A 24,090-nucleotide genomic window follows, 5' to 3' on the forward strand; every position below is an offset into this window, starting at 1 on the left:
ACGGTGTGTCCGACGAAGGCTGTAGCGTGACGTGGCAATGCAGCAAGGCACCGTGAGAACCCGCGGACGCGCGGACATATACGACGGCGAGGACTGATGGCACCCGAACCCGAAGCAAACGGCGGCGGAGTTCCGGATGGCACCGACTCCTGGGGCATCGGCGGTGTGGTCGGCGACGGACGGTACCGGCTGACCGGCCGCCTCGGCCGGGGCGGTATGGCCGAGGTCTTCGCGGCCGAGGACGTCCGGCTCGGTCGCACGGTGGCGGTGAAACTGCTGCGCTCCGATCTCGCCGAGGACCCGGTCTCCAAGGCCCGGTTCACGCGCGAGGCGCAGTCGGTCGCCGGCCTCAACCACCACGCGGTCGTGGCGGTGTACGACTCCGGCGAGGACACGGTGGCCGGCCAGACCGTCCCGTACATCGTGATGGAGCTCGTCGAGGGCCGCACCATCCGTGACCTGCTGCTCAATGCGGAGGCCCCGCCCCCCGAGCAGGCGTTGATCATCGTCTCCGGTGTGCTGGAGGCCCTCGCCTACTCGCACCAGCACGGGATCGTGCACCGGGACATCAAGCCCGCCAACGTGATCATCACGCACTCCGGCGCGGTCAAGGTGATGGACTTCGGCATCGCCCGTGCGCTGCACGGCGCGCAGTCGACGATGACCCAGACCGGCATGGTCATGGGCACGCCGCAGTACCTCTCCCCCGAGCAGGCGCTGGGCAAGGCCGTCGACCACCGTTCCGACCTGTACGCCACCGGCTGTCTGCTCTACGAGCTCCTCGCACTGCGGCCCCCATTCACCGGCGAAACGCCGCTCTCCGTCGTATATCAGCACGTTCAGGACATTCCGGTCCCGCCGTCCGAGGTCTCCGACGTGGTGCCGGCGGAGCTCGACGGACTCGTCATGCGCTCGCTCGCGAAGGACCCGGACGACCGGTTCCAGAGCGCCGAGGAGATGCGCGGCCTCGTCCAGTACAGCCTGCAGATGCTCCAGGTCCAGGGCGGCCACACCGGTACGTGGAACACCGGACCGGTCGTGCTGAACGAGGGTGGGAACACCCCGCCCCACGGGATGACCGGCGCCACCCGGGCGATGGGGCACCCGCAGCACGGCGACACCTCGCAGGGACCGATCCTGCCGCCGATGAACCCGGACGACGGCGGGTACGAGGGCGGCAGCAGCCGGCGCGGCGGTGGTGGCCGCGGCAAGATGTGGCTGTTCGTCGTACTGGCTCTGATCGCGATCGGGGCGGGCGTCGCCATCGCGCTCAACGCGGCGCAGGGCGGCGGCAAGAAGCACGAGGAGACACCGCCCTCGACGTCCAGCTCCCCCTCCCCGTCGAAGAGTTCGGCCTCGCCGACCGACGAGGAGACCGAGGACACCCAGCAGCCGGGGAACTCCACCGGTGATCAGCAGGAGACGCCTGAGAAGCCGTCGTTCACCCCGTCGCCCACACCGAGCGAGCCGTCCGACTCCCCGTCCGCCACGGCGTCCCAGTCGGACCCGGGCAACACGGAGAACGGCGGAACGGGCACCAACGAGGGCAACGCCGGCACGAGCGAGGGCAACGCCGGTACCACCGAGGGCAACTCCGGTACCAGCGAAGGCAACACGGGCGCCAGTGAGGGCAACTCCGGCACCAGTGAAGGTGCCACCGATGGCGGGGACGGTGCGCCCGGAGGCGCTGCCGAAGGCGCCACGGAAGGCGCCGCGGCGGGGGCCGGCACGACCGCCGGGTGATGCTCACCCCGTGAAGGCCTCGCGCACCGCGTCGTACTCACGGGTCCACCAGACCGCCAGGGCCGACACCGCAGGGAACTGCGGGTCGGCCCTCCGGTCGTTCAGGCAGTAGCGCCAGCGCAGTATCCAGAAGTCGTTGAGCCGCTCCCACCACACCCGGTGCACCGCGGCGGCCAGTTCGGCGGCCCCGGCTCCGGCCGCCTGCCGGTAGGCCCGTGCGTACGCCCGCACCTTCGTCAGCTCCAGTTCGCCGGCCGGCCGCACGAAGAAGATCGCCGCGGCCCGCACGGCCTCCTCCGCGCGGGGCTGCACGCCCAGCCGGTCCCAGTCGAGGATCGCCACCGGGTCGGCGCCCCGGTAGAGCACGTTCAGCGGGTGGAAGTCGCCGTGCACCCAGCCGGTCGCCGGGATGCCGGGGGGCGGCGGTCTGTCCCCCGCGTGCCGGTCCAGCAGGGTGCGCCGTTCCAGGAGCCGGTGCTCGGCCAGTTCGTCGAAGGAGTCGCGGGGCCTGCGGCCGCGAGCCGCGGCCAGCAGCTCGTCGATCAGCGCGAAGGTGTCGGCGGGGTCCGGGCTGGCGCAGCCTGCCCCGGCTTCCGCGCCCGCCTCCATCACCTGCGCGAGTCCGGTGTGTACGGCTCCGAGCAGCGCCCCGAGCCGCACCGACTGGGCCACGGTGAGCTGGGCGCCTGCCCGGTGCAGCCCGTCGACCCAGGGGTGCAGGGCGTAGCGGCGGCCGCCGATCTCGGTGACGGTGCCGCCCTCGGTGTCCTCGACGGGCGGGGCGACGGGCACGCCGAGTGACTGCAGCCGCTGGGTGGCCCGGTGCTGGCGGACGATCGTGGCGCGGTCGCCGGTGGAGTCGTCGAGGTGGTGCTTGAGGAAGTAGGAACCGCGGGTGGTGGAGACCCGGTAGCCGTGGTTGAGCAGGCCCTGGGTGAGGGGTTCGCAGGTGAGCGGCTCACCGGTGTCCGGGTAGCGGCGCAGCACCTCGCCTACCGGGGGAACAGGCGGGAGGGTTACAGATGAGCGCGGCACTCGCCAGATGTTAGATCACGCTGTGTTGCCGGCCCTCTCGATTTGCGTGAAAGTCCAGAGTGTGCACCGTGACGAAGTGCGGGTCGAGCCGGAGGTAGGCGGCCGCGAAGGGCTCCCCGTTCACCTCGGCGGGGCGGGGTCCGAAGAGCTCACGCTGGGCGCAGGTCGGCTCGATGATCTCCGCGGGCCCGGTGAACTGCACGGACCACAGCCCCTTGCTGCCCGTCGAGGTGGCCGCGTTGCAGTTGTCCGCGCCGTACGCGACGACCGTGCCGTTGCAGGCGTCGTGGTAGCCGAGGCTGCTGTGCATGCGCAGCACGACGCGGCCCTCGATCACGATGTGGCGGGCCACCGTCAGGATCGGAAGTGCCCGCATGCTCGTCGCCAGCCGGCCGTAGGGGACCCGGCCGAGCAGTTCGATTGCGTGGAGTTCCTCGGATGACATGAGCTCCACTGTCCCCGGGCGCGGGGAACGTAAGAAAGAGTCCGCAGCCCCGGGTGGCGCGGGACCAAAGTCCCGAAGGCTTCTTTCTTGCTGGTCAGCGCTTTTCGGCCTGCAGCCGCGCCACATAGGCGGCGGCCTGCGAGCGGCGTTCCATACCCAGTTTGGAGAGCAGGCTGGATACGTAGTTCTTGATCGTCTTCTCGGCGAGATGGAGCCGCTCACCGATTACCCGGTTCGTCAGCCCCTCGCCGATCAGGTCCAGGATTCTGCGTTCCTGGTCGGTGAGGCCCGCGAGCTTGTCGTCCCCGCGGCTCTTCTGGCCGTCGCGCAGCCGCTCCAGCACCCGCTCGGTGGCCGCCGGGTCGAGCAGCGACTTGCCGGCCGCCACGTCCCGTACCGCGTTCAGCAGCTCGTTGCCGCGGATCGCCTTGAGGACGTATCCGGAGGCGCCCGCCATGATCGCGTCGAAAAGTGCCTCGTCATCGGCGTACGAGGTCAGCATCAGACAGTGGATGGACTCGTCCTGGGAGCGGATCTCCCGGCAGACCTCCACCCCGCTGCCGTCCGGCAGCCGCACGTCGAGGACCGCCACATCGGGCCGGGTCGCGGGGATCCTGACCAGCGCGTCCGCTGCCGTACCGGCCTCCCCGACGACCTCGATGTCGTCCTCCACCGAGAGCAGCTCATGGACTCCGCGACGGACGACTTCGTGGTCATCCAGCAGAAAAACAGTGATTTTTCCTTCTTTGCGCACAAACGCAGTCTCACACACTCCCCTCTTCCCTGCCGCTGTCCGGCGAGATAACGTGCCGTTGTTCCGGCGGCCTGCAAGGCTGTTACCAGTGCTGTGACCAGCGAGAGTTCCCGTATTTTTCGATTTACTTGGAAATCCAAGCAAAATCGCAGGTCAGATAGGGTTTCGCAGTTACGCGAGGCACTGGGTAACGTGCTTAATAACAGGGCGCTCGCCGGGGCACCTGTCACGCCTGTTCCCGGACCGAGCGGCACCCACCCCGTGCACGGGTACGGACACAGGCGAGCCGCACTGGTCTCCCGGCAGACCCCGGGGGCCGGACCGACGGAGGAGCACGCACGTGACCGTGGAGAGCACTGCCGCGCGCAAACCGCGACGCAGCAGCAAGCGGACCAGCGCCGCGAAGACGCCACAGAGTTCCGGACCCGAGCTTGTACAGCTGCTGACGCCCGAGGGCGAGCGCGTGGAGCACCCGGACTACTCGATCGACCTGACCGCGGACGAGCTGCGAGGCCTGTACCGGGACATGGTCCTGACCCGCCGCTTCGACGCCGAGGCCACCGCGCTGCAGCGCCAGGGCGAGCTGGGCCTGTGGGCCTCGCTGCTGGGCCAGGAGGCCGCCCAGATCGGCTCCGGCCGGGCACTGCGCGACGACGACTACGTCTTCCCGACCTACCGTGAGCACGGCGTGGCCTGGTGCCGCGGGGTCGACCCGACCAACCTGCTCGGGATGTTCCGCGGTGTGAACCACGGCGGCTGGGACCCGACGGTCAACAACTTCCACCTGTACACGATCGTCATCGGCTCGCAGACCCTGCACGCCACCGGTTACGCCATGGGCGTGGCCAAGGACGGCGCGGACTCGGCCGTGATCGCGTACTTCGGTGACGGCGCCTCCAGCCAGGGCGATGTCGCCGAGTCGTTCACGTTCTCCGCGGTCTACAACGCCCCGGTCGTGTTCTTCTGCCAGAACAACCAGTGGGCGATCTCCGAGCCGACCGAGAAGCAGACCCGGGTGCCGCTCTACCAGCGCGCACAGGGCTTCGGCTTCCCCGGCGTCCGGGTCGACGGCAACGACGTGCTGGCCTGCCTGGCCGTCACCAGGTCGGCGCTCGAGCGGGCCCGCCGGGGTGAGGGCCCCACCCTCGTGGAGGCGTTCACCTACCGGATGGGCGCGCACACCACCTCCGACGACCCGACGAAGTACCGGGCCGACGAGGAGCGCGCCTCCTGGGAGGCGAAGGACCCGATCCTGCGCCTGCGCACCTACCTGGAGAAGCAGGGCGCCGCCGACGAGGCGTTCTTCACCGGCCTGGACGAGGAGAGCGAGACCCTCGGCAAGCGGGTACGCGAAGCGGTACGGGCCATGCCCGACCCGGACCGGCTGGCGATCTTCGACCACGCCTACGCCGACGGCAGCGCGCTCGTCGACGAGGAGCGCGCCCAGTTCGCCGCCTACCAGGCATCGTTCGCCGAGGAGGGCAAGTAGCCATGGCCATGGAAAAGATGTCCATCGCGAAGGCGCTCAACGAGTCGCTGCGCAAGGCCCTCGACACCGACCCCAAGGTCCTCATCATGGGTGAGGACGTCGGCAAGCTGGGCGGGGTCTTCCGGATCACCGACGGGCTGCAGAAGGACTTCGGCGAGGACCGGGTGATCGACACCCCGCTCGCCGAGTCCGGCATCGTCGGTACGGCCATCGGCCTGGCGCTGCGCGGTTACCGGCCGATCGTGGAGATCCAGTTCGACGGCTTCGTCTTCCCCGCGTACGACCAGATCGTCACGCAGCTCGCGAAGATGCACGCCCGCTCGCTCGGCAAGATCAAGCTGCCGGTCGTCGTGCGGATCCCGTACGGCGGCGGCATCGGCGCCGTGGAGCACCACAGCGAGTCGCCCGAGGCGCTGTTCGCGCACGTCGCGGGCCTGAAGGTGGTCTCGCCCTCGAACGCGTCCGACGCCTACTGGATGATGCAGCAGGCCGTGCTGAGCGACGACCCGATCATCTTCTTCGAGCCGAAGCGCCGGTACTGGGACAAGGGCGAGGTCGACACCGAGTCCATCCCGGGCCAGCTGCACCGGGCCTCCGTCGCCCGTACGGGCACGGACCTCACGCTGGTCGCGTACGGCCCGATGGTGAAGGTCTGCCTGGAGGCCGCAGCGGCCGCCGAGGAAGAGGGCAAGTCGATCGAGGTCGTGGACCTGCGCTCGATGTCCCCGATCGACTTCGACGCCATCCAGACCTCGGTCGAGAAGACCCGCCGGCTGGTCGTGGTCCACGAGGCGCCGGTGTTCTACGGCTCCGGCGCGGAGATCGCCGCCCGGATCACCGAGCGCTGCTTCTACCATCTGGAGGCACCGGTGCTCAGGGTCGGCGGCTACCACGTCCCGTACCCGCCCGCCCGGCTGGAGGACGAGTACCTGCCGGGTCTCGACCGCGTGCTCGACGCCGTCGACCGCTCGCTGGCGTACTGAGGACAGGGGCGTGACAACGATGACCGACACTTCCAACGCTGCTCGCTTCCGTGAGTTCAAGATGCCCGACGTGGGCGAGGGACTGACCGAGGCCGAGATCCTCAAGTGGTTCGTCCAGCCGGGCGACACCGTTACCGACGGCCAGGTCGTCTGCGAGGTCGAGACGGCCAAGGCGGCCGTGGAGCTGCCCATCCCGTACGACGGGGTGGTGCACGAACTGCGCTTCGCCGAGGGCACGACCGTCGACGTCGGCCAGGTGATCATCTCGGTGGACGTGGCGCCGGGCAGCGGCGACGCGGTGGCGGCCGAGGCCGCCGAGCCGCAGACCGTACCCGCACCCGCCGCCGAGCCCGAGCCGGAGCCGGAGGCGCCCAAGGGCCGCCAGCCCGTGCTGGTGGGCTACGGCGTGGCCGAGTCCTCCACCAAGCGGCGCGCCCGCAAGGGCACCGAGGCGGCGCCCGCCGCCGCGTCGGCCGCGATCCAGGGCGAGATGAACGGCCACGGCCCCTCCGCCGTCCCCGAGGCCCGCCCGCTCGCCAAACCGCCGGTGCGCAAGCTGGCCAAGGACCTGGGCATCGACCTGGCGGAGGTCACCCCGACCGGCGAGGGCGGCGTCATCACCCGCGAGGACGTGCACGCGGCGGCGACGCCCGCGCCGGCCGTCGTACCCGTGCAGGCCGACGCTCCGGCTCCGGCCGCGGTCCCGGCCGTCGCCGCCCCCGCGGCGGGCGCGCGCGAGACCCGTATCCCGGTCAAGGGTGTCCGCAAGGCCATCGCGCAGGCGATGGTCGGCAGCGCCTTCACGGCTCCGCACGTCACCGAGTTCGTGACCATCGACGTGACGCGCACGATGAAGCTGGTGGCGGAGCTCAAGGAGGACAAGGAGATGGCGGGGGTGCGGGTCAACCCGCTCCTGATCATCGCCAAGGCCCTCCTGGTCGCGATCAAGCGGAACCCCGAGGTCAACGCCGCCTGGGACGAGGCGAACCAGGAGATCGTGCACAAGCACTACGTCAACCTGGGCATCGCCGCCGCCACCCCGCGCGGACTGATCGTGCCGAACATCAAGGACGCGGACGCGCAGACGCTGCCGCAGCTGGCCGCGTCCCTGGGCGAGCTGGTCTCCACCGCCCGCGAGGGCAAGACGTCCCCCGCGGCGATGGCGGGCGGCACGGTGACCATCACCAACGTCGGCGTCTTCGGCGTCGACACGGGCACGCCGATCCTGAACCCGGGCGAGTCCGCGATCCTCGCGGTCGGCGCGATCAAGCTCCAGCCCTGGGTCCACAAGGGCAAGGTCAAGCCCCGCCAGGTCACCACCCTGGCGCTCTCCTTCGACCACCGCCTGGTCGACGGCGAGCTCGGCTCCAAGGTGCTGGCCGACGTGGCCGCGATCCTGGAGCAGCCGAAGCGGCTGATCACCTGGGCGTAGGTGTGTGCGATGGCCCCGCGCGAAGCCCGCGCGGGGCCATCGGCATGTCCGGCTCCCGCAGGGCGGTTCGGCGAACACGGTCTTGCCGACGGTGCGCGGCTTGCGTCCCGACAGGCGGTCCCGCTTCAGGCCCCGTCCGGGGTGAGTTCCACGAGGTGCCGGGCCGTGCCGACGGGGTCGACGATCTGGTGCAGGTGCGCGCCGGCCAGGTGCGCTACGCACCACCCGCGTTCCCTCGCGTCCGTGGCCACGTCGTCGTACGGGGGCCCGAACAGCAGGTACGAGCACGGGTGGTCGTCCCAGCCGTCGGGGACCGGGACGTGCTGCTCGTAGTAGGACAGCGGCAGCCTCGGCTGCTCGTCGATGACCCGCTGCCTCATCGCGGGGTCGGAGAACATCGGTGCGATGTCGGCCTCGTCCCACCAGTCGGTCCAGCGCGGCAGCGTGCCGTCGACTGCCATGGGCCCGAGGAACTCAAGCAGTTCGGGCGGGGCGACAGGGGTCGGTCCGGTGCGGGCCGGCAGGGCCGCGTCGACGAAGACCGAGGCGGCCACCTGGTGGTCGAGCCCCGCGCGGATGGCCGGGATGAACAGCCCCGCATTGCTGTGTGCCACCAGCACGAGCGGCTGATCCGCCGGGATGTCCCGCAGGCCGTCCCGCACGGCGGCGGCTGCCCGGGGCCAGAACGGCGGTTCGCCTGCGCCCACGTCCAGCAGGGACGGTACGCGTACCTGGTAGCCGGCGGCGGTCAGCTGCTCGGCCACCGGGTGCCAGGTCGAGGGACCGACCGAGGGGCTGTGGACGAGAACGAAGGTCGGCTGCATACGGGCATCCTGTCGCGGCACCACCGCCGCTCGCGCCCGAGTCGGCTGACGGCGAACACCGCGTGGAACGCCTTCCAGGCCGGTCTGCGCCGGGCGTAGGCGCAGGGGCGGTTACGGCCGGAAGTACTCCGACATCATGTCGCTGACCCATTCCGGCTGCTCGACCTCCACCGCGCGGAACTCCGCCATCGTCGGCTTGAGGTCGATGACCGGGGTGCCGGAGACCGCGTCGAGGCCGACCACCGTCAGTTCGCGGCCGCGGACGGATTCGACGGCGCAGCACGTCACCCCGATGCGGTTCGGTCTGCGGGGCCCGCGGCCGGCGAAGACGCCGACGGGCGGGAGGTCGGACCGGCCGCGGTAGGGGCGGGGTTCCCGGTAGTCGTCGTGTTCCGGGAACCGGTCGAAGACGAAGAGGACCTCCACGTGGGAGAACCCCTCAAGCCCCTGGAGACATGCCTCGCCGAAACGTTCGTCGACGGTGATCGTGCTGCGCACCGCACCCCAGTTGTCCGTGTGCTGGACGTCCGTCCGGTCGTTGCGGACCGTGCCTATCGGTGTGATCTCGAAGCTTGGCATGGCAACGTTCTATCGCCTCGGCCGGTGGCGTGCCCAGAGGCGGACGGCGCGCGTGCCGCCCGGCTGCACGTGTAACAGGAATGTATTAGTGGGTGGTTGGGCGGAACGGGCTCCCGGGCCCGGCCGGTCCTGATGATCAGAAGCGCTCGCTCGGACCGACCCGTACCGAGCAGCCGGCACCGCCACCGAACTGAGGAAGAAACGATGCGCGTTCACAAGCTCACCTTCGCAGCCCTGGTCGTTGCCGCGGGTCTCTCGCTCACGGCCTGCCAGAACGACGATGACGGCGCGGGGCAGAGCGACCCGTCGGCCGGGTCCACCGCGTCGTCCGCGTCGTCCGCGTCATCCGCGTCATCCGCGTCGTCCTCGGACGGTGGTTCGGGCTCGGGCGGTTCGGATCAGGGCGACGGGAAGGAGTCCGCCGGGACGAGCTCCGCCGGCTCGGACTCCGGTAGGTCGAGCTCCGGCGGCAGCGGGAGCGGCTCGGGTGCCAAGCCCGCCAAGTGCACCACCGACGGGCTGGAGGTCACGGCGAAGAACGGCTTCATCGAAGGCGACCGCGACGGATCGGTCGTGGTGCAGCTGACGAACGGCAGCGGTGCGGACTGTGTGATCTCCGGGTTCGCGGGCGTCGACCTGAAGACCAACTCGGGGACGATCTCCGCCACGCGCAAGGGTGAGCCCGGCGACCCGTACGTCCTCAAGAACGGGAAGGAAATCGACTTCTACGTCAGCTACCCGCTCAATGAGTCGGGCGGCTCCGGCGTCCGCATCACGGGGCTGGTGGTGACACCGCCGAACGAGACGAAGTCGGTCACTCTCGACTGGCCGGGCAACGGCTCGCTGCCTGCCTCGGACAGCCCCGACGGTGCCCAGGTGCTGGTGGGCCCGATCGGCAGCGCAGGCCAGGGCGGCTGATCCGCTCGGCCCAGGAGTTCAGGGCGTTGCCGGACACGCGAGAGGGGCCCCGCGGACTTTCCGCGGGGCCCCTCCCTCGTGGTGCGGGACCGGGCTACTTCTTGAAGCCGTAGTCCATGAGCTTCTTCGCGTCCGCGGTGCGGTTCGCCTCCGAGGTGGAGGTCAGGACCGTGCCGATGACCGTCTTGCCGCTACGGGTCGCGGCGAAGACCAGGCAGTACTTGGCCGACGGGCCGGAGCCGGTCTTCACACCGATCGCGCCGCTGTAGGTGCCCAGCAGCTTGTTGGTGTTGGTCCACGACATGTAGCGGTAACCACCGCTCTTCGTGGTGGTCTTCTGCTTCGTCGACTTCGTCTTCACGACCGTGCGGAACGTGGAGTACTTCATCGCGCTGCTGGCGAGCTTCGTCAGGTCGCGCGGGGTCGAGTAGTTGGACCCGTTCCCTATGCCGTCGAACGAGTCGAAGTGGGTGTTCTTCAGCCCGAGCGTCTTGGCGGTGCTGTTCATCTTGCCGATGAACGACTTCACCCGGGCCGCGCGCGTGGAGCCGGAGCCGAACTTGTCGGCCAGCGCGTACGCGGCGTCGCAGCCCGACGGCAGCATCAGGCCGTACAGCAGCTGACGGACGGTGAGCTTGTCGCCCACGATGAGGCGGGCCGAGGACGCGCCCTTGGAGACGATGTAGTCGCTGTACGCCTTCTGGACCGTGACCTTGGAATCAAGGTTGAGGCCCTTCTGCGCCAGCACCACCCGGGCCGTCATGATCTTCGTGGTGGAGCCGGTGGAGCGACGGGTGTCCGCGGCCTTGGTGAAGAGGGTCTTCCCGGTGCCGTTGTTCATCACGAAGCCGCCCTTGGCGACGATCGTGGGCGTCTTCGGTGCGGCGGCGGCCTGCGCCGTGGACGCGAACGCGCCGCCCGCGATGACGGCACCTGCGGTGAGGGCGACCGTGGCGGTGGCCGATACGCGCCTTATGCCCTTAATGCCGATATTCAAGTTGAACGCTCCAAATGCCCCTGGAATGCGGCCACATGAGGGTGCCGCGCTCTGGTGAGACTTATGAGTCCGATGAATGGTTGTGGCATGCGAGGAGTGATTTTTTACGACATCAGGGAGTGGGGCGCGGGCCGGTGGTGGTCCTGGCCGCCCGGGGGTGGTGATGCCGCCCGCTCCCGGCGTCCGGGCCCCGCCTCCGCCCGGTCCGTGGCGTGCCTTGTCGGTGCTGGGCTCAGTCATCGTCCGACCCCTCACTCCGTGGGGCGCTCTCCGGGCGCCCCGGGCCCGCCGTGTACCCGGGTTCGGGGCAAGTGCACGGGAGCTGCGCCAAGGATGTCCGGTGGGGTCCAATATCCGGACGCGCCACCCTCTGCATGCATGTTGTATCTATGCTGTGTGCATGCCAGCCCCAGCCTCGTCCCCCGTCCGCCCGCCCGTGAAGCAGCCACCCGCCGCCGAACGCGTCTACACCCACATCAAGGAAGCGGTACTGGACCGCCGCTACGAGGGCGGGACGCTGCTGACCGAGGGCGATCTCGCGGACGCCGTCGGAGTCTCCCGCACACCCGTGCGCGAGGCGCTGCTGCGGCTGGAGGTCGAAGGACTCATCAAGCTCTACCCGAAGAAGGGCGCCCTGGTGCTCGCCGTCTCCGCCCAGGAGATCGCGGACGTGGTGGAGACCCGGCTGCTCGTCGAGGAGTTCGCCGTACGCAAGGCCGTGCCCGCGTCCGCGAAGCTGATCGCCCGGCTGGAGGAGCTCCTGGAGGAGCAGCGGCAGATGTCGCTGGCCGGCGATCTGGCCGCCGTCTCCGTGAAGGACCGCTGCTTCCACGCCGAGATCGTCCGCCACGCCGGCAACGACATCCTGTCCCGCCTCTACGACCAGCTGCGCGACCGGCAGCTGCGGATGGGCGTCGCCGTCATGGAGGCCCACCCCGGCCGGATCGCCGACAACATCGCCGAGCACAGCGAACTGCTGGAGGCGATCAGGGCCGGTGACGCGGACGGCGCCGCGCAGGTCGTGCGCCGCCACGTCAGCCGGGTCAAGGCGCTGGTCAGGGGGGAGGACCGGTGAGTTCCGCCGCCTCTCCCACCCTGTCCTTGCCCGGCGACCCGCCCGGCGGCCGCCGCGCCGCCCGGGTCTGGGGCGTCGGCGTCGCCGTCTACTTCGTCGCCATCATCTTCCGCACCAGCCTGGGCGTCGCCGGACTCGACGCCGCCGACCGGTTCGACGTCAACGCCTCGGCGCTCTCCACCTTCTCCATCCTCCAGCTGCTCGTCTACGCCGGCATGCAGATACCTGTCGGCCTGATGGTGGACCGGCTCGGCACCAAGAAGGTCCTCACCATCGGGGCCGTCCTGTTCACCCTCGGACAGCTCGGCTTCGCACTCTCCCCCTCGTACGGCACCGCGCTGGCCTCCCGCGCCCTGCTGGGCTGCGGCGACGCGATGACGTTCATCAGCGTGCTGCGCCTGGGAGCCCGCTGGTTCCCGGCCAGGCGCGGCCCGCTGATCGGTCAGGTCGCCGCACTCTTCGGGATGGCGGGCAACCTCGTCTCGACGCTCGTCATCGCACGCTCCCTGCACGGCTTCGGCTGGACCACCACCTTCGTCGGCAGCTCACTGGCCGGCGTCCTGGTGCTGGTACTGCTCCTGCTCTTCCTCAAGGACCACCCCGAGGGACACGCACCCCCGCCCGCCGAGCACTCCGGCGCCGCGTACGTGCGCAGACAGATCGCCGCCGCCTGGCGGGAGCCCGGCACCCGGCTCGGCATGTGGGTGCACTTCACCACGCAGTTCCCGGCGATGGTGTTCCTGCTCCTGTGGGGCATGCCGTTCCTCGTCGAGGCGCAGGGACTGAGCCGGGCGACCGCGGGGGAGCTGCTCACCCTCGTGGTGCTCTCCAACATGGCCGTCGGCCTCGTCTACGGCCAGATCATCGCCCGCCACCACGCGGCCCGGATCCCCCTCGCGCTGGGCACCGTCGCGATGACGGCCCTGCTGTGGGCGTCGGCCATCCTGCACCCCGGGGACCACGCGCCGATGTGGCTGCTGGTCACCCTGTGCGTGGTGCTCGGCTCCTGCGGGCCCGCGTCGATGATCGGCTTCGACTTCGCCCGCCCGGCCAATCCGCCGGAGCGCCAGGGCACCGCGTCGGGCATCGTCAACATGGGCGGCTTCGTCGCCTCGATGACCACGCTGTTCGCCGTCGGTGTCCTGCTGGACGCGACCGGCGACAACTACCGCATCGCGTTCGCCTCGGTCTTCGTCCTGGAGACGCTCGGGGTCGTACAGATCCTGCGGCTGCGGGCCAGGGCCGCGCACCGGGAACGCGAGCACCATGTGGTCAGCCGGGTGGAAGCGGTGCACGTACCCGCCTGACCCCCGGACCGCGCCCCGTCCGGCGGCGTGCCCGTCCACTGCCGGGCGGACGCCGCCGGGCGCTGTGCTGTGCCCGACTACGGGGTGACGGCGAAGTTCTGCAGGATGGCGCCCGCCAGGTCCTGGTCACCCTCGGACTTGATGCGGTCCGCGACCGCGCCCGCCCGCACCCGGCCGCAGGCGAGCCGGACGTACGTCTCCCAGTCCATCGACAGCGTCACCGCGGGACCCAGCGACGGCGCACCGTCCACCGATCCGTGGCCCTCCGCGTCGACCCGGACCGTGCGCAGGAATTCCACCGGACCGTGCACATCCAGCACGACCGCGGAGTTGGGCGGTGCGCCCGCGTCCTTGGCCACCACCTTCGGCAGCGCGGCCAGCAGCGTGTCCCGGACGATCAAGGCACCGGGGGAGTCCAGACTGCCGGGCTGCCGCAGCGTCGTGCGCAGGTCCTGCTCGTGCACCCAGACGTCGAAGGCACGCATCCGCAGCGCCAGTTCGAGGGTCTGCTCTGCGCCGAGCGGCGCCCGCGTCATGGTCTCCGGGTCACGCGACTCGTTGCGCAGCTGACGGGCCCGGCGGATGATCGTGTACTCCAGCTCGGAGGTCATCTCCGGCGCGGTGTGGTGGCGCCGCACGTCGACCTGCATCTCCATGTAGCGAGCGAACTCGCTCTGCACGTGGTAAAGATCGCGCGGCAGCGTGTGGATCGGGCGCGGATCGCCGAGCTGCTCGCACTCCATGCCGATGATGTGCGACACGATGTCGCGCACCGACCAGGCGGGGCACGGTGTGCGGACGTTCCACTCCCCCTCGGTGAGCGGGCTCACCAGCTCGGCTATCGACTCGATGGAGTGGGTCCAGGCGTCGGCGTAGGTCTGGAGGATGGGATGGACGGTCACGGGACCCCTCGTGCGGTTCTGCGGTGCATGGGCTGGAGAGCTTGGGCGCGGACGGCGGGCTGCGAGCTGCAGTGAGGTTCGGTCGGTCCAAGTTACGCTGCGAGCAGGCACCCCGGCAGTGCTTTCGTGTGACGATCGTAGGCCCGTGTTGACGGCTCATATGCCAGGACGGTGGTAGTGTGCGCGCCTCTCTCATCCAGATCGCAGTAGACCCGGACGAATCCGTCAATTCCCGTAGGGAGCGCGCGGCTTCGCTGATCGCGGCCCAACGGGGCGCCGACCTCGTGATCCTGCCCGAGCTCTGGCCGGTCGGAGCCTTCGCCTACCAGGAGTTCGAGGACGAGGCCGAACCACTGCGCGGCCCCACCCACGAGCGGATGGCCAAGGCGGCCGCCGAGGCCGGGGTCTGGCTGCACGCCGGCTCCTTCGTGGAACGGGCGGCCGACGGCACGCTGTACAACACCACGCTCGTCTTCACCCCCGACGGTGAGCGGGCCGCCACGTACCGCAAGATCCACCGCTTCGGCTTCGACAAGGGCGAGGCGGTCATGATGGGCGCCGGCGACGAGCTGGTGACGCTCGCCCTGCCGCAGACCACGCTCGGCCTCGCCACCTGCTACGACCTGCGCTTCCCGGAGATGTTCCGGGGGCTGGTCGATGCGGGCGCGGAGACCCTGGTCGTCGCGGCGGGCTGGCCCGAGCGCCGCCGCGCGCACTGGACGCTGCTCGCGCAGGCCAGGGCCGTCGAGAACCAGGCCTACGTGCTGGCCGTCGGCTCCGCCGGCACCCACGCGGGGGTCCAGCAGGCCGGCCACAGCATCGTCGTCGACCCGTGGGGTGAGGTGCTCGCCGAGGCGGGCGCGGACGAGGAAGTGCTGAACGTGGAGTTCGACCCGTCCCGGGTCGCCGCCATCCGTGACCAGTTCCCGGCCCTCAAGGACCGCCGGATGGGGCTCGCCCCGCCGACGACCCTCGGGTAGTCGGGCACCGGCGCCGGCCGGTTCCGCGTCACCGCCGGACCGGCGCCCTCGCTTGCCCGGTGCCTGTTTCACGTGAAACAGGCACCGCCCGCGCTCAGTCCTCGTGATCCTTCTCCGCGAGGACGATCACGCACACCGCCACCGCGATCAGCAGCGCCGCATCCGCGTCGTCACGCACGATGTCGATCCCGTACGTGTCGCGCACGGTCAGCCAGCGGCGCGAGATCTGGGCCAGCAGCTCCCCGTCGTAGTCCACCGCGAACTCGCGGTCCAGGATCTTGCCGCTGACGTCCAGCTCGGTGCCGTCCACCAGCGTCACCCGGTAGTGGTTCCGCAGCAGCGACAGCCGCTTCCGCTTGACCTTGGCCAGCTGCTCGCCGTCCCGCTCGATGAGCATCGTGTCGCGCAGGCTGATCAGCTTCTGCTTGATCTCGACGACGATCCGGCCCTGCGCGTCCTTCAGCTCGAAGGTGTCGCGCACCCGCATGGCCTTGCCGTCGACGAGGAAGACCTTGCGCCCGTCCGCATCCTCGATCCAGTAGTCGTCACCGATGCCGAACAGTCGCTCACGCACGAGAAGTCTCATGGCTCACAGGTTCCCCGAGGCACCTGTGGAATGCGTGGACGCCACGGTGATGTTGACTGTTCACATGGCAACACGTGCGCGCGTCAGGGCCCCCGAACTGATCGGCAAGGGCGGCTGGCTCAATACAGGAGATCAGCAGTACACCCTCGCTGACCTGCGGGGACGAATCGTGATCTTGGATTTTTGGACATTTTGCTGTGTGAACTGTCTGCATGTCCTCGATGAGCTGCGCGAGCTTGAGGAGAAGCACCGCGACACCGTGGTGATCATCGGCGTGCACTCGCCGAAGTTCGTCCACGAGGCGGAGCACCAGGCCGTCGTCGACGCCGTCGAGCGGTACGAGGTGCACCACCCGGTGCTGGACGATCCCGAGCTCGCCACCTGGAAGCAGTACGCCGTGCGCGCCTGGCCGACGCTCGTCGTGGTCGACCCCGAGGGGTACGTCGTCGCCCAGCACGCGGGCGAGGGGCACGCCCACGCCATCGAGAAGCTGGTCGAGGAGCTGGAGACCGAGCACGCGGCGAAGGGCACCCTGCGGCGCGGTGACGGCCCCTACGTGGCCCCCGAGCCGGTGGCCACGCACCTGAGGTTCCCCGGCAAGGCGCTGCTGCTGGCCGACGGCGGGTTCCTGGTCTCCGACACCACCCGTCACCGGCTGGTCGAGCTGGAGGCCGACGGCGAGAGCATCCGCCGCCACTTCGGCACCGGCGACCGCGGCTTCACGGACGGCGGGCCCGAGGACGTTCGGTTCAGCGAGCCGCAGGGGCTGGCGGTGCTGCCCGACGGGCGGATCGCCGTCGCCGACACCGTCAATCACGCCATCCGCGCACTCGACCTCACGACCGGTGTGACGAGCACCCTCGCCGGTACCGGCCGCCAGTGGTGGCAGGGGGCGCCTACCAGCGGCTCGGGCCGCGAGGTCGACCTCAGCTCGCCGTGGGACGTGGCCTGGTTCGACGGCCGGCTCTGGATCGCCATGGCGGGCGTGCACCAGCTGTGGACGTACGACGCCGAGGACGGCACCGTGCGGGTCGCGGCCGGCACGACGAACGAGGGACTCGTCGACGGACCGGGCGACGAGGCCTGGTTCGCCCAGCCGTCCGGGCTCGCCGCCACCCAGGACCGGCTCTGGGTCGCCGACTCGGAGACATCCTCGCTGCGCTACGTGGACCTGGAGGGCGCCGTCCACACCGCCGTCGGCACCGGACTCTTCGACTTCGGCCACCGCGACGGGGCCGCCGGCCAGGCGCTGCTCCAGCACCCGCTGGGCGTCACCGCGCTGCCCGACGGGTCCGTCGCCGTCTGCGACACGTACAACCACGCCCTGCGCCGCTACGACCCGGCGAGCGGTGAGGTCACCACGCTGGCCACGGATCTGCGCGAGCCCAGCGACGCCGTGCTGGTCGACGGCGATCTCGTGGTCGTCGAGTCCGCCCGGCACCGGCTCACCCGGCTGCGGCTGCCCGAGGAGGCGGTACGCGTCGCGGACCAGGCGCACCGGACGCAGCGTGCCGCCACCGAGATCGCCGCGGGCACGCTCCGGCTCGATGTCGTCTTCCAGGCGCCCGCCGGTCAGAAGCTGGACACCCGGTACGGGCCCTCGACCCGGCTGCTGGTCTCGTCGACCCCGCCGGAGCTGCTGGCGCAGGGCGAGGGAGCGGGTACCGACCTCTTCCGCGACCTGGTCCTGGCGGACGGGGTGACCGAGGGCATCCTGCATGTCTCGGCGATGGCCGCGTCCTGCGACGACGACCCCGCGAACGAGTACCCGGCCTGTCACGTCCACCAGCAGGACTGGGGCGTCCCCGTCCGCGTCACCGCGCAGGGAACGCCCCGGCTGCCCCTGGTGCTCGCCGGGATGGACGACCAGGGCTGAGGGATGTGGCGCTGAGGGTGGCGCAGGCGAGGGCTCAGAAGTCGTCGGCGCCGTTGCGCAGCTCGTACGTCCAGTAGCCGGTCAGTGCCTTCGCCGGGTCGACGGCGATGCCCTCGGCTCCCGGCGCGCGCACGGCGGCCTGTCCGCCGCCGTGCTGGAGCGTCACGGAGAACGCGATCACGGGCTCGACGTCCTCGTCGGCGCCGCCGTCCGAGAGCTTCACCAGCGCGTAGGCCGGTGCGCCGGCGGCGAGCACGACCGGGGTGGCCGGCTTGCTGCTGCCGACCGCCGGCACGTTCTGCTTGTGGCTCTCCAGGAACTGGATCTCGGGGAAGCCGTTCAGCCCGCACGTGTGGCCCGAGGTGTTCTTCGCGGTCAGGACGAGGTGGGTGAGGGGCGGGCCGTCCTGGGCGGCGGCGCTGATCTTCAGGTCCTCGGTGGTGCAGGCGGGGGTGGTGGCGGAGGTCTTCGAGGTGCCGCTGACCTTCGCCGTTCCGCTGATCTCCGCGGTGACCGGGGTCTTCGCGGTGCCGCTCGTCCCGGTGGCGGTGCCGGTCGCGGTCTTCGCGGCGGCCGGTGCGGAGCTGTTCGCCGGGCCTTCGGACCGGGTGCCGGTCCCGCTGCCGCCGCAGGCGGTGAGCGCCAGGGCGAGGACGGCGGTGGTGGTGGCCAGGGCCGTGGTGCGGTTGCGGAAGGCAGACATGGAATTTCCCCCGTGTGTGACGGTGAGGCGAGGGCCGGGCGGGGTGGTGAGTCGCGCCTGACCTGCTGACATCCATGAGTCTTCCGGCTGCCGCTCACGTCTCGTTGCTGTGCGGCTAACGTCCTGCCGTCGTCGCGTTGCCCGTGCGGCGCCGGGGTTCACCCGTCGTCGGTGAGCCGCCGTACCGCCTCTTCGTGCCGCCGTACGTACTGTGGCGCGGCGGTCACCCGCAGCAGCACCTCCAGTGCCCCCACGGCGCCCTCGTCGTACCCGGCGCGCTCCGCCTCGTCGGCGGCCCGGTCGAGCAGCCGGATGCCTTCGGCCTCCGCGCCGAGGGCCAGTTCTGCCTCACCGCTGACGGCCAGCAGCAGTACCCGGCGGGCGGCGTCCTCGTGCTCGGGGCCGAGGTCGAACGCGGTCCGGGCGGAGTCCAGGGCGTCCTGCGGCCGGCCGTCGGCGAGCTGCATCCGGGCGAGGTGCTGCAGGGCGAGCATCTCGGTGTGCGCGTCGGGTTCCTGCCGCGCCAGTTCGAGTGCGCGTCCGCAGCCCTCCAGCGCCAGGTCGAGCGCGCCCTGCTCGGCCTGGACGATGGCCAGGTTGATCAGGGCCGTCGCCTCGCCGAGCCGGTCGCCGGCCCGCCGGGCAAGACCGGGGGAAGGCTCCAGCAGTGCGACGGCTTCCGCGGTCCTGCCCTCCTCCGACAGCACCCAGCCCAGCAGATTGCGGACCCGGGACTCGGCGTACGGGTCGCTCCGTGCGACCGCGGCGTCCAGTGCCAGCTCCAGCATCGGTGTCCAGCCGTCCCGGGCCCGCCACACCACGTGCGGCCACTGGAGCAGGATGATCCGCCAGGCACGGTCCTCCAGGCCGGCGCTCCGGGCGGCGGCAGCGGCCAGGGCCAGGTCCTCGCGCTCGCCGGCCAGCCAGCTCATGGCCGCGGCGCGGTCGGTGAAGTCCCGTACGGCGGTGGGCCGGTGGTAGTCCTGCGGCAGTACGAAGCAGGGCTCGCCGCCCGGTTCGGCCGTGTCGGCGGCGGCGAGGGCGGTCGCGATGCAGTGGTCGAGGACGCCGACGAGGGCTTCGGGCCCGGACGCGGGGTCGAGGCCGCGGGCGTACAGACGCACCAGATCGTGCAGCACCCAGCGCCCCGGGCCCGTCTCGGTGACGAGGTGGGCGGCGGCGAGCCGCTCCAGCGCGGCCGCGGCGGCGACCGGGTCACTGCCGGCGAGTGCCGCGGCCGTGTACGGGTCGAAGTGGCTGCCGGGGTGGTGGCCGAGCCGGGTGAAGTGGTGGACGGCCTCCGGCGGCAGTTGCTGCACGGTCAGCCGCAGCGCGGCGGAGACCCCGGTGTCCTCCACGTCCAGGTACGTCAGCCGGCTGCGCTCGTCTGCCAGTTCGTCGGCCGTCCCGGCGAGTGTCCGGTGCGGGCGGCCCGCCAGCCGGGCGGCCGTGACCCGCAGGGCGAGCGGCAGTCCGCCGCAGAGTTCGGCGAGCCGGCGGGCCGCCACCGGTTCGGCGAGCACCCGCTCCTCGCCGAGCACCCCGGCCAGCAGGGCGGTGCCGTCCGGTGGTCCGAGCACGTCCAGCGGGACCGGGCGGGCGGCGTCCGAGGCGACGAGGCCGTCCAGCCGGTGCCTGCTGGTGATCAGCGTGACGCAGTCGGTGCCGCCCGGCAGCAGTGGTCTGACCTGGGCGGAGCTACGGGCGTTGTCGAGGACGACGAGCAGGCTGCGCCGGTCGGTGAGTGAGCGGAAGAGCGCCGCGGCGGCGGCGACGGATTCCGGGACCCGGCGGGGCGGGACGCCGAGTGCGAGCAGGAACTCGCGCAGGATCTCCAGGGGTGCCGGCTCCCCCGTGTCGCCGAAGCCGCGCAGGTCGGCGAAGAGGCGTCCGTCCGGGAAGGCGGCGGAGGCGCGGCGCGCCCAGTGCAGGACGAGTGCGGTCTTGCCCACCCCGGCCGGTCCGGTGACCAGGCAGACGGGTGCCTCGCCCGCCGCCGCGCGGGAGAGTGCGGCGAGTTCGGCCGCCCGGCCGTGGAAGCCGCGCGGGGCGCGGGGCAGCAGGTCGGCGGGGTGGGGGTCGCCGGCGGGGAACGGCGGGGGAGGGGTGCGGGGGCCGGTGGGCGGGTGGTTCCTGGGCGTCGGTGCGCGCGGGTCGTGCCGGGGTGGCGGGCCCGGTGCCGGTCGTCGCTTCGGTGCCCGCCACGGACGGCGGGCCGGGGGCGGGCTCGGGGTGGCCGCGCAGGATCTGCGCGTAGGCGTCCGCCAGTTCGCGTCCCGGGTCGATGCCCAGTTCGTCGGCGAGCAGCCGCCGGGTGCGGTGGAACCGGTCCAGCGCTTCGGACTGGCGCCCCGACCGGTAGAGCGCCGTCATCAGGGCCGCCGCCAGTGGTTCCCGCATCGGATGGGCCTCGGCCTCGGCCCGTAGTACCGCTGCCGCCCGGTGGTGCTCGCCCAACGCGACGTACGCGTGCGCCAGTTGCTCGACCGTGGTGAGCCGGGACTCCTCCAGGGCGTGTGCGGCCGCCTGGAGGGGTGCGCTGGGGAAGGTGCCGGTGAGGGCGGGCCCCTGCCACAGGGACAGGGCCTCTTTGAGCATCAGCATGGTGTCGGCGGGGTTGCGCTGCTCGCGGGCCAGCGTCAGCAGTTCCTCGAACCGCTGGGAGTCCAGGAGGGTCTCCGGCGCCCGCAGCACGTACGCGTCGCCCAGGGTGGCGAGCTCGACGCCATAAGCCTGTGCGTCCGCGTCCACCAGCAGGGCGCGCAGCCGGGAGACGTGTCCCTGGATGACCGTGCGGGCGCGCAGTGGAGGGGCGTCGTCCCACAGGCAGTCGGTCAACCGCGCGATGGTGACGGGTGTGTTGGGGCGCAGCAACAGTGCGGCGAGCAGACTGCGGCGCTTGGCGGGTCCCAGTGGCAGCGGCCCGGTCAGGGTGTCGATGCCGACCGTGCCGAGCAGCCGGAACTCCACGAGCGGCTCCCCTTCCGGGTGTGACGCGCCCGGTGCCGGGTCACGGACTGGTGCCCAGAATATCGGGGGTCCGGAAGCGACGGGTCAGGGGTGCGCCCGCAGTGCGGGCGCACCCCTGCCAGGTCACAGGCGGCGTTCGTCCTCGGACACGACCGTGGTGGTGGGCGGTACGACCATGCGGCGGCGTCGCATGACGCTCGCGTAGACGAAGACGCCGATGATGCCGACGATCATCATGATCCAGCCGACCATGTCGACGTTGACGCTGTCCAATTCCCAGTCGGTCGCGAAGGCGAGAATCGCCCCTGCACCGATGAGGATGATGCATCCTCCGAGTCCCATGAGTTCCGCCTCCCAGACACCCCGGAAGCTCCGGGTCGTGTACGCAGCGAGTACCCGGCCCGGTAACGGCCATGCGTGCCAAGGGCGATCGGGCTCCGGGGTCAGCCCGCCAGGAAGGCGGCCAGGGCGGTCGCGAGCAGGTGCGGGTCGTCGGCTCCGCACAGTTCACGGGCGCTGTGCATCGACAGGATGGCCACGCCGATGTCCACTGTCTGGATGCCGTGCCGGGCGGCGGTGATGGGGCCGATCGTCGTGCCGCACGGCATCGAGTTGTTGGAGACGAACGTCTGCCACGGCACGCCCGCCTGCTCGCACGCCGCCGCGAACACGGCCCGGCCGCTGCCGTCGGTCGCGTACCGCATGTTGACGTTGACCTTGAGGATCGGTCCGCCGTTGATGACCGGGTGGTGCGTCGGGTCGTGCCGCTCGGCGTAGTTGGGGTGGATGGCGTGGCCGGTGTCGGAGGAGAGGCAGACGGTGCCGGCGAAGGCGCGGGCGCGGTCCTCGTACGTACCGCCGCGGGCGAACACCGAGCGTTCCAGGACCGTGCCGAGCAGCGGTCCGTCCGCGCCGGTGTCGGACTGGGAGCCGTTCTCCTCGTGGTCGAAGGCGGCCAGTACCGGGATGTACGGGATCTCCGCGTCGGGCCGGCCTGCGACGGCGGCGAGCGCCGCGGTCGCCGCGTGCACCGAGAGCAGGTTGTCCATCCGCGGCCCGGCCAGCAGTTCACGGTCGCGGCCCAGGTAGGAGGGCGGCTCGACGGGGTGCGGCATCAGGTCCCAGCCGGTGATGTCCTCGGCGTCGACGCCCGCCTCCGCGGCGACGAACCGGATGAGGTCGCCCTCCTCCACGTCTCCGAGTCCCCAGATCGGCTGCATGTGCTTCTGGCGGTCGAGCTTGAGGCCGTCGGCGTTGGCCGATCGGTCCAGGTGCACGGCCAGCTGCGGGACGCGCAGCAGCGGCCGGTCGATGTTGACCAGCCGGTGCGTGCCGTCGCGCAGCGAGATCCGCCCGGCGAGGCCGAGGTCCCGGTCGAGCCAGGTGTTGAGGAGCGTGCCGCCGTAGACCTCCACGGCGATCTGCCGCCAGCCGTACGCGCCGGTGTCGGGCAGCGGCTTCACGCGCAGGTTCGGCGAGTCGGTGTGCGCCCCGGCGATCCGGAACGGGGTGTGCGCCTCGGCGCCCTCGGGGACGTACCAGGCCACGATCGCGCCGCCGCGCAGTACGTACTTCCCGCCGGTGGACCCGTCCCAGGCCGCCGTCTCCTCGACCTGCCGGAAACCGGCCTTCTCCAGCCTCGCCGCGGCGCTCGCCACGGCGTGGTACGGGGAGGGGCCGGCCATCAGGAAGGCCATCAGGTCGTCGGTGTGCCCGCGGTCGAAGCGGAGGGAAGAACTCATGTTCTTCACTGTAACCAGGCCCGGTCCGCGGGGTTCACCGTTGTCCCTCCGGCCGCCCCCGGTTACCGTCCCGGCAGTGCCGAGGTCGGCTTTTCGCCGTTCTGCGCCTGCTTGGCGCGTTCGGTGAACATGGCGGCGATGTCCTTCACCTGCTGGTCGGAGAGGGCCGAGGTGCCCTCGGTGCCGGTGCTGACGCCGAGCACCGTCGTCCCGGACCGGATCTGGGTGAGGGTGGCCGGTCCGCCCATCGTGCCGGTTCGGGCCCGGTTGGCGAGGTGCTCGTCGCCGGGGTCCCCGATCTTCACCGGCACGGCGCCGATGCCGACCCGGTCCCCGCCGTAGTACCCGGCGAGGGCGTCGTAGGCGGCGTCGGCCGACTTCTCGTCCTTGTAGGCGAGCGTCCAGAAGTTCAACGCGGTCCGGTCGGACTTCCGGGTGAAGGCGGAGACGCCCCAGAAGGTGATCCTGTCGCAGGCCGTCCGGTGCTTGTCCTTGGCCGCGGTCAGGCAGACGGGCGGCGGGAATTGTGGGTTCCGCTCCTGGGCCTGCGGCTTTGTCAGGTTCTGCCAGCCCGGTACCGCCTTCGCGTCCGGCAGGACCGAGGCGACCTCCGCCTTGCCGAGCGCGCGGGCGGGGCTGTCCCCGCCGCCGTCCCCGCCGCCGCAGCCCGTGAGCAGCAGCAGCGCCGCCGCCCCGCCGGCCACGCCCCGTACGCGATACCTCTTGCCCGGACGATTCATACGTCAGCCT

22 protein-coding genes and 1 pseudogene are annotated in these 24,090 nt (G+C 71.2%); 9 read left to right on the forward strand and 14 right to left on the reverse strand.

The annotated features are described in order from the left end of the window. The first annotated feature begins 96 nt into the window (after nucleotides 1–96). Nucleotides 97–1,743 carry a protein kinase gene (locus tag LNW71_RS15500; RefSeq protein ID WP_250968761.1) on the forward strand — a complete coding sequence of 549 codons (1,647 nt, stop codon included), beginning with the start codon at nucleotides 97–99 and terminating at the stop codon, nucleotides 1,741–1,743. 3 nt (nucleotides 1,744–1,746) lie between these two features. Here LNW71_RS15500 and LNW71_RS15505 read toward each other — a convergent pair whose 3' ends face one another. The 3 genes from LNW71_RS15505 to LNW71_RS15515 form a co-directional block, all read right to left on the reverse strand. Further along, on the reverse strand, nucleotides 1,747–2,730 hold the full coding sequence (locus LNW71_RS15505) for a phosphotransferase (protein WP_250968762.1): 984 nt from the start codon (nucleotides 2,728–2,730) through the stop codon (nucleotides 1,747–1,749). A 58-nt stretch (nucleotides 2,731–2,788) separates the two neighbouring features. Then, complete coding sequence (locus tag LNW71_RS15510) at nucleotides 2,789–3,223, reverse strand: pyridoxamine 5'-phosphate oxidase family protein (protein ID WP_250968763.1); 435 nt, start codon at nucleotides 3,221–3,223, stop codon at nucleotides 2,789–2,791. A gap of 94 nt (nucleotides 3,224–3,317) precedes the next feature. Continuing rightward, nucleotides 3,318–3,977 (reverse strand): response regulator transcription factor, encoded by a 660-nt coding sequence (locus tag LNW71_RS15515; RefSeq protein WP_250968764.1) that lies wholly within the window; start codon nucleotides 3,975–3,977, stop codon nucleotides 3,318–3,320. Between the two features lie 340 nt (nucleotides 3,978–4,317). Here LNW71_RS15515 and pdhA point away from each other — a divergent pair, with 340 nt between their 5' ends. From pdhA to LNW71_RS15530, 3 genes are read left to right on the forward strand one after another with little or no spacing between them, the layout of a single operon-like run. Then, nucleotides 4,318–5,466 carry a pyruvate dehydrogenase (acetyl-transferring) E1 component subunit alpha gene (gene pdhA / locus LNW71_RS15520; protein WP_250968765.1) on the forward strand — a complete coding sequence of 383 codons (1,149 nt, stop codon included), beginning with the start codon at nucleotides 4,318–4,320 and terminating at the stop codon, nucleotides 5,464–5,466. Between the two features lie 2 nt (nucleotides 5,467–5,468). After that, nucleotides 5,469–6,449 carry an alpha-ketoacid dehydrogenase subunit beta gene (locus LNW71_RS15525; RefSeq protein ID WP_250968766.1) on the forward strand — a complete coding sequence of 327 codons (981 nt, stop codon included), beginning with the start codon at nucleotides 5,469–5,471 and terminating at the stop codon, nucleotides 6,447–6,449. A 10-nt stretch (nucleotides 6,450–6,459) separates the two neighbouring features. Then, entirely contained in the window at nucleotides 6,460–7,881 is a 1,422-nt protein-coding gene (locus tag LNW71_RS15530) for a dihydrolipoamide acetyltransferase family protein (RefSeq protein WP_250968767.1), read from the forward strand. A 125-nt stretch (nucleotides 7,882–8,006) separates the two neighbouring features. Here LNW71_RS15530 and LNW71_RS15535 read toward each other — a convergent pair whose 3' ends face one another. Both LNW71_RS15535 and LNW71_RS15540 read right to left on the reverse strand, forming a co-directional pair. Beyond that, nucleotides 8,007–8,705 carry an alpha/beta hydrolase gene (locus LNW71_RS15535; protein WP_250968768.1) on the reverse strand — a complete coding sequence of 233 codons (699 nt, stop codon included), beginning with the start codon at nucleotides 8,703–8,705 and terminating at the stop codon, nucleotides 8,007–8,009. 111 nt (nucleotides 8,706–8,816) lie between these two features. Continuing rightward, nucleotides 8,817–9,284, reverse strand: a complete 468-nt coding sequence (locus LNW71_RS15540) for an SAM-dependent methyltransferase (protein WP_250968769.1) — start codon at nucleotides 9,282–9,284, stop codon at nucleotides 8,817–8,819. Between the two features lie 204 nt (nucleotides 9,285–9,488). Here LNW71_RS15540 and LNW71_RS15545 point away from each other — a divergent pair, with 204 nt between their 5' ends. Then, nucleotides 9,489–10,202: a DUF4232 domain-containing protein gene (locus tag LNW71_RS15545; RefSeq protein WP_250968770.1), complete on the forward strand. Its 714-nt coding sequence runs from the start codon at nucleotides 9,489–9,491 to the stop codon at nucleotides 10,200–10,202. Between the two features lie 94 nt (nucleotides 10,203–10,296). Here the strand turns inward: LNW71_RS15545 and LNW71_RS15550 are convergent, their stop codons facing one another. Further along, entirely contained in the window at nucleotides 10,297–11,199 is a 903-nt protein-coding gene (locus LNW71_RS15550; protein ID WP_250968771.1) for a D-alanyl-D-alanine carboxypeptidase family protein, read from the reverse strand. 400 nt (nucleotides 11,200–11,599) lie between these two features. On the opposite strand from LNW71_RS15550, the gene LNW71_RS15555 reads away from it, so the two are divergent. Further along, a complete protein-coding gene (locus tag LNW71_RS15555) occupies nucleotides 11,600–12,274 on the forward strand; it encodes a GntR family transcriptional regulator (protein ID WP_250968772.1) in 675 nt (224 codons plus the stop codon). Next, entirely contained in the window at nucleotides 12,271–13,581 is a 1,311-nt protein-coding gene (locus LNW71_RS15560) for an MFS transporter (RefSeq protein ID WP_250968773.1), read from the forward strand. The genes LNW71_RS15555 and LNW71_RS15560 overlap by 4 nt, the downstream gene beginning before the upstream one ends. A 77-nt stretch (nucleotides 13,582–13,658) precedes the next feature. Here the strand turns inward: LNW71_RS15560 and LNW71_RS15565 are convergent, their stop codons facing one another. Next, nucleotides 13,659–14,483 (reverse strand): maleylpyruvate isomerase family mycothiol-dependent enzyme, encoded by an 825-nt coding sequence (locus tag LNW71_RS15565; protein WP_250968774.1) that lies wholly within the window; start codon nucleotides 14,481–14,483, stop codon nucleotides 13,659–13,661. 179 nt (nucleotides 14,484–14,662) lie between these two features. Here LNW71_RS15565 and LNW71_RS15570 point away from each other — a divergent pair, with 179 nt between their 5' ends. Further along, nucleotides 14,663–15,463, forward strand: a complete 801-nt coding sequence (locus tag LNW71_RS15570; RefSeq protein ID WP_250968775.1) for a carbon-nitrogen family hydrolase — start codon at nucleotides 14,663–14,665, stop codon at nucleotides 15,461–15,463. Between the two features lie 94 nt (nucleotides 15,464–15,557). Here LNW71_RS15570 and LNW71_RS15575 read toward each other — a convergent pair whose 3' ends face one another. Continuing rightward, nucleotides 15,558–16,049 (reverse strand): LURP-one-related family protein, encoded by a 492-nt coding sequence (locus LNW71_RS15575; protein ID WP_250968776.1) that lies wholly within the window; start codon nucleotides 16,047–16,049, stop codon nucleotides 15,558–15,560. 64 nt (nucleotides 16,050–16,113) lie between these two features. Between LNW71_RS15575 and LNW71_RS15580 the strand changes: the two genes are divergently transcribed. After that, nucleotides 16,114–17,925 (forward strand): NHL domain-containing thioredoxin family protein, encoded by a 1,812-nt coding sequence (locus LNW71_RS15580; RefSeq protein WP_250968777.1) that lies wholly within the window; start codon nucleotides 16,114–16,116, stop codon nucleotides 17,923–17,925. A 34-nt stretch (nucleotides 17,926–17,959) separates the two neighbouring features. Here the strand turns inward: LNW71_RS15580 and LNW71_RS15585 are convergent, their stop codons facing one another. From LNW71_RS15585 to LNW71_RS15605, 6 genes and pseudogenes are all read right to left on the reverse strand, one after another. Then, a complete protein-coding gene (locus LNW71_RS15585) occupies nucleotides 17,960–18,628 on the reverse strand; it encodes a DUF4232 domain-containing protein (protein WP_250968778.1) in 669 nt (222 codons plus the stop codon). Between the two features lie 158 nt (nucleotides 18,629–18,786). Then, nucleotides 18,787–20,691 carry a tetratricopeptide repeat protein gene (locus LNW71_RS15590; protein WP_374119525.1) on the reverse strand — a complete coding sequence of 635 codons (1,905 nt, stop codon included), beginning with the start codon at nucleotides 20,689–20,691 and terminating at the stop codon, nucleotides 18,787–18,789. 238 nt (nucleotides 20,692–20,929) lie between these two features. Next, nucleotides 20,930–21,598: pseudogene (locus tag LNW71_RS36960) on the reverse strand (BTAD domain-containing putative transcriptional regulator); the annotation flags it as partial. A 123-nt stretch (nucleotides 21,599–21,721) separates the two neighbouring features. Next, nucleotides 21,722–21,940: a DUF6458 family protein gene (locus LNW71_RS15595; protein WP_250968779.1), complete on the reverse strand. Its 219-nt coding sequence runs from the start codon at nucleotides 21,938–21,940 to the stop codon at nucleotides 21,722–21,724. Between the two features lie 101 nt (nucleotides 21,941–22,041). Further along, a complete protein-coding gene (locus LNW71_RS15600; RefSeq protein ID WP_250968780.1) occupies nucleotides 22,042–23,340 on the reverse strand; it encodes a M18 family aminopeptidase in 1,299 nt (432 codons plus the stop codon). 62 nt (nucleotides 23,341–23,402) lie between these two features. Then, a complete protein-coding gene (locus LNW71_RS15605; RefSeq protein WP_250968781.1) occupies nucleotides 23,403–24,080 on the reverse strand; it encodes a hypothetical protein in 678 nt (225 codons plus the stop codon). Nucleotides 24,081–24,090: the final 10 nt, after the last annotated feature.

This window comes from Streptomyces sp. RKAG290, assembly GCF_023701695.1.
Classification (GTDB): Bacteria; Actinomycetota; Actinomycetes; order Streptomycetales; family Streptomycetaceae; genus Streptomyces.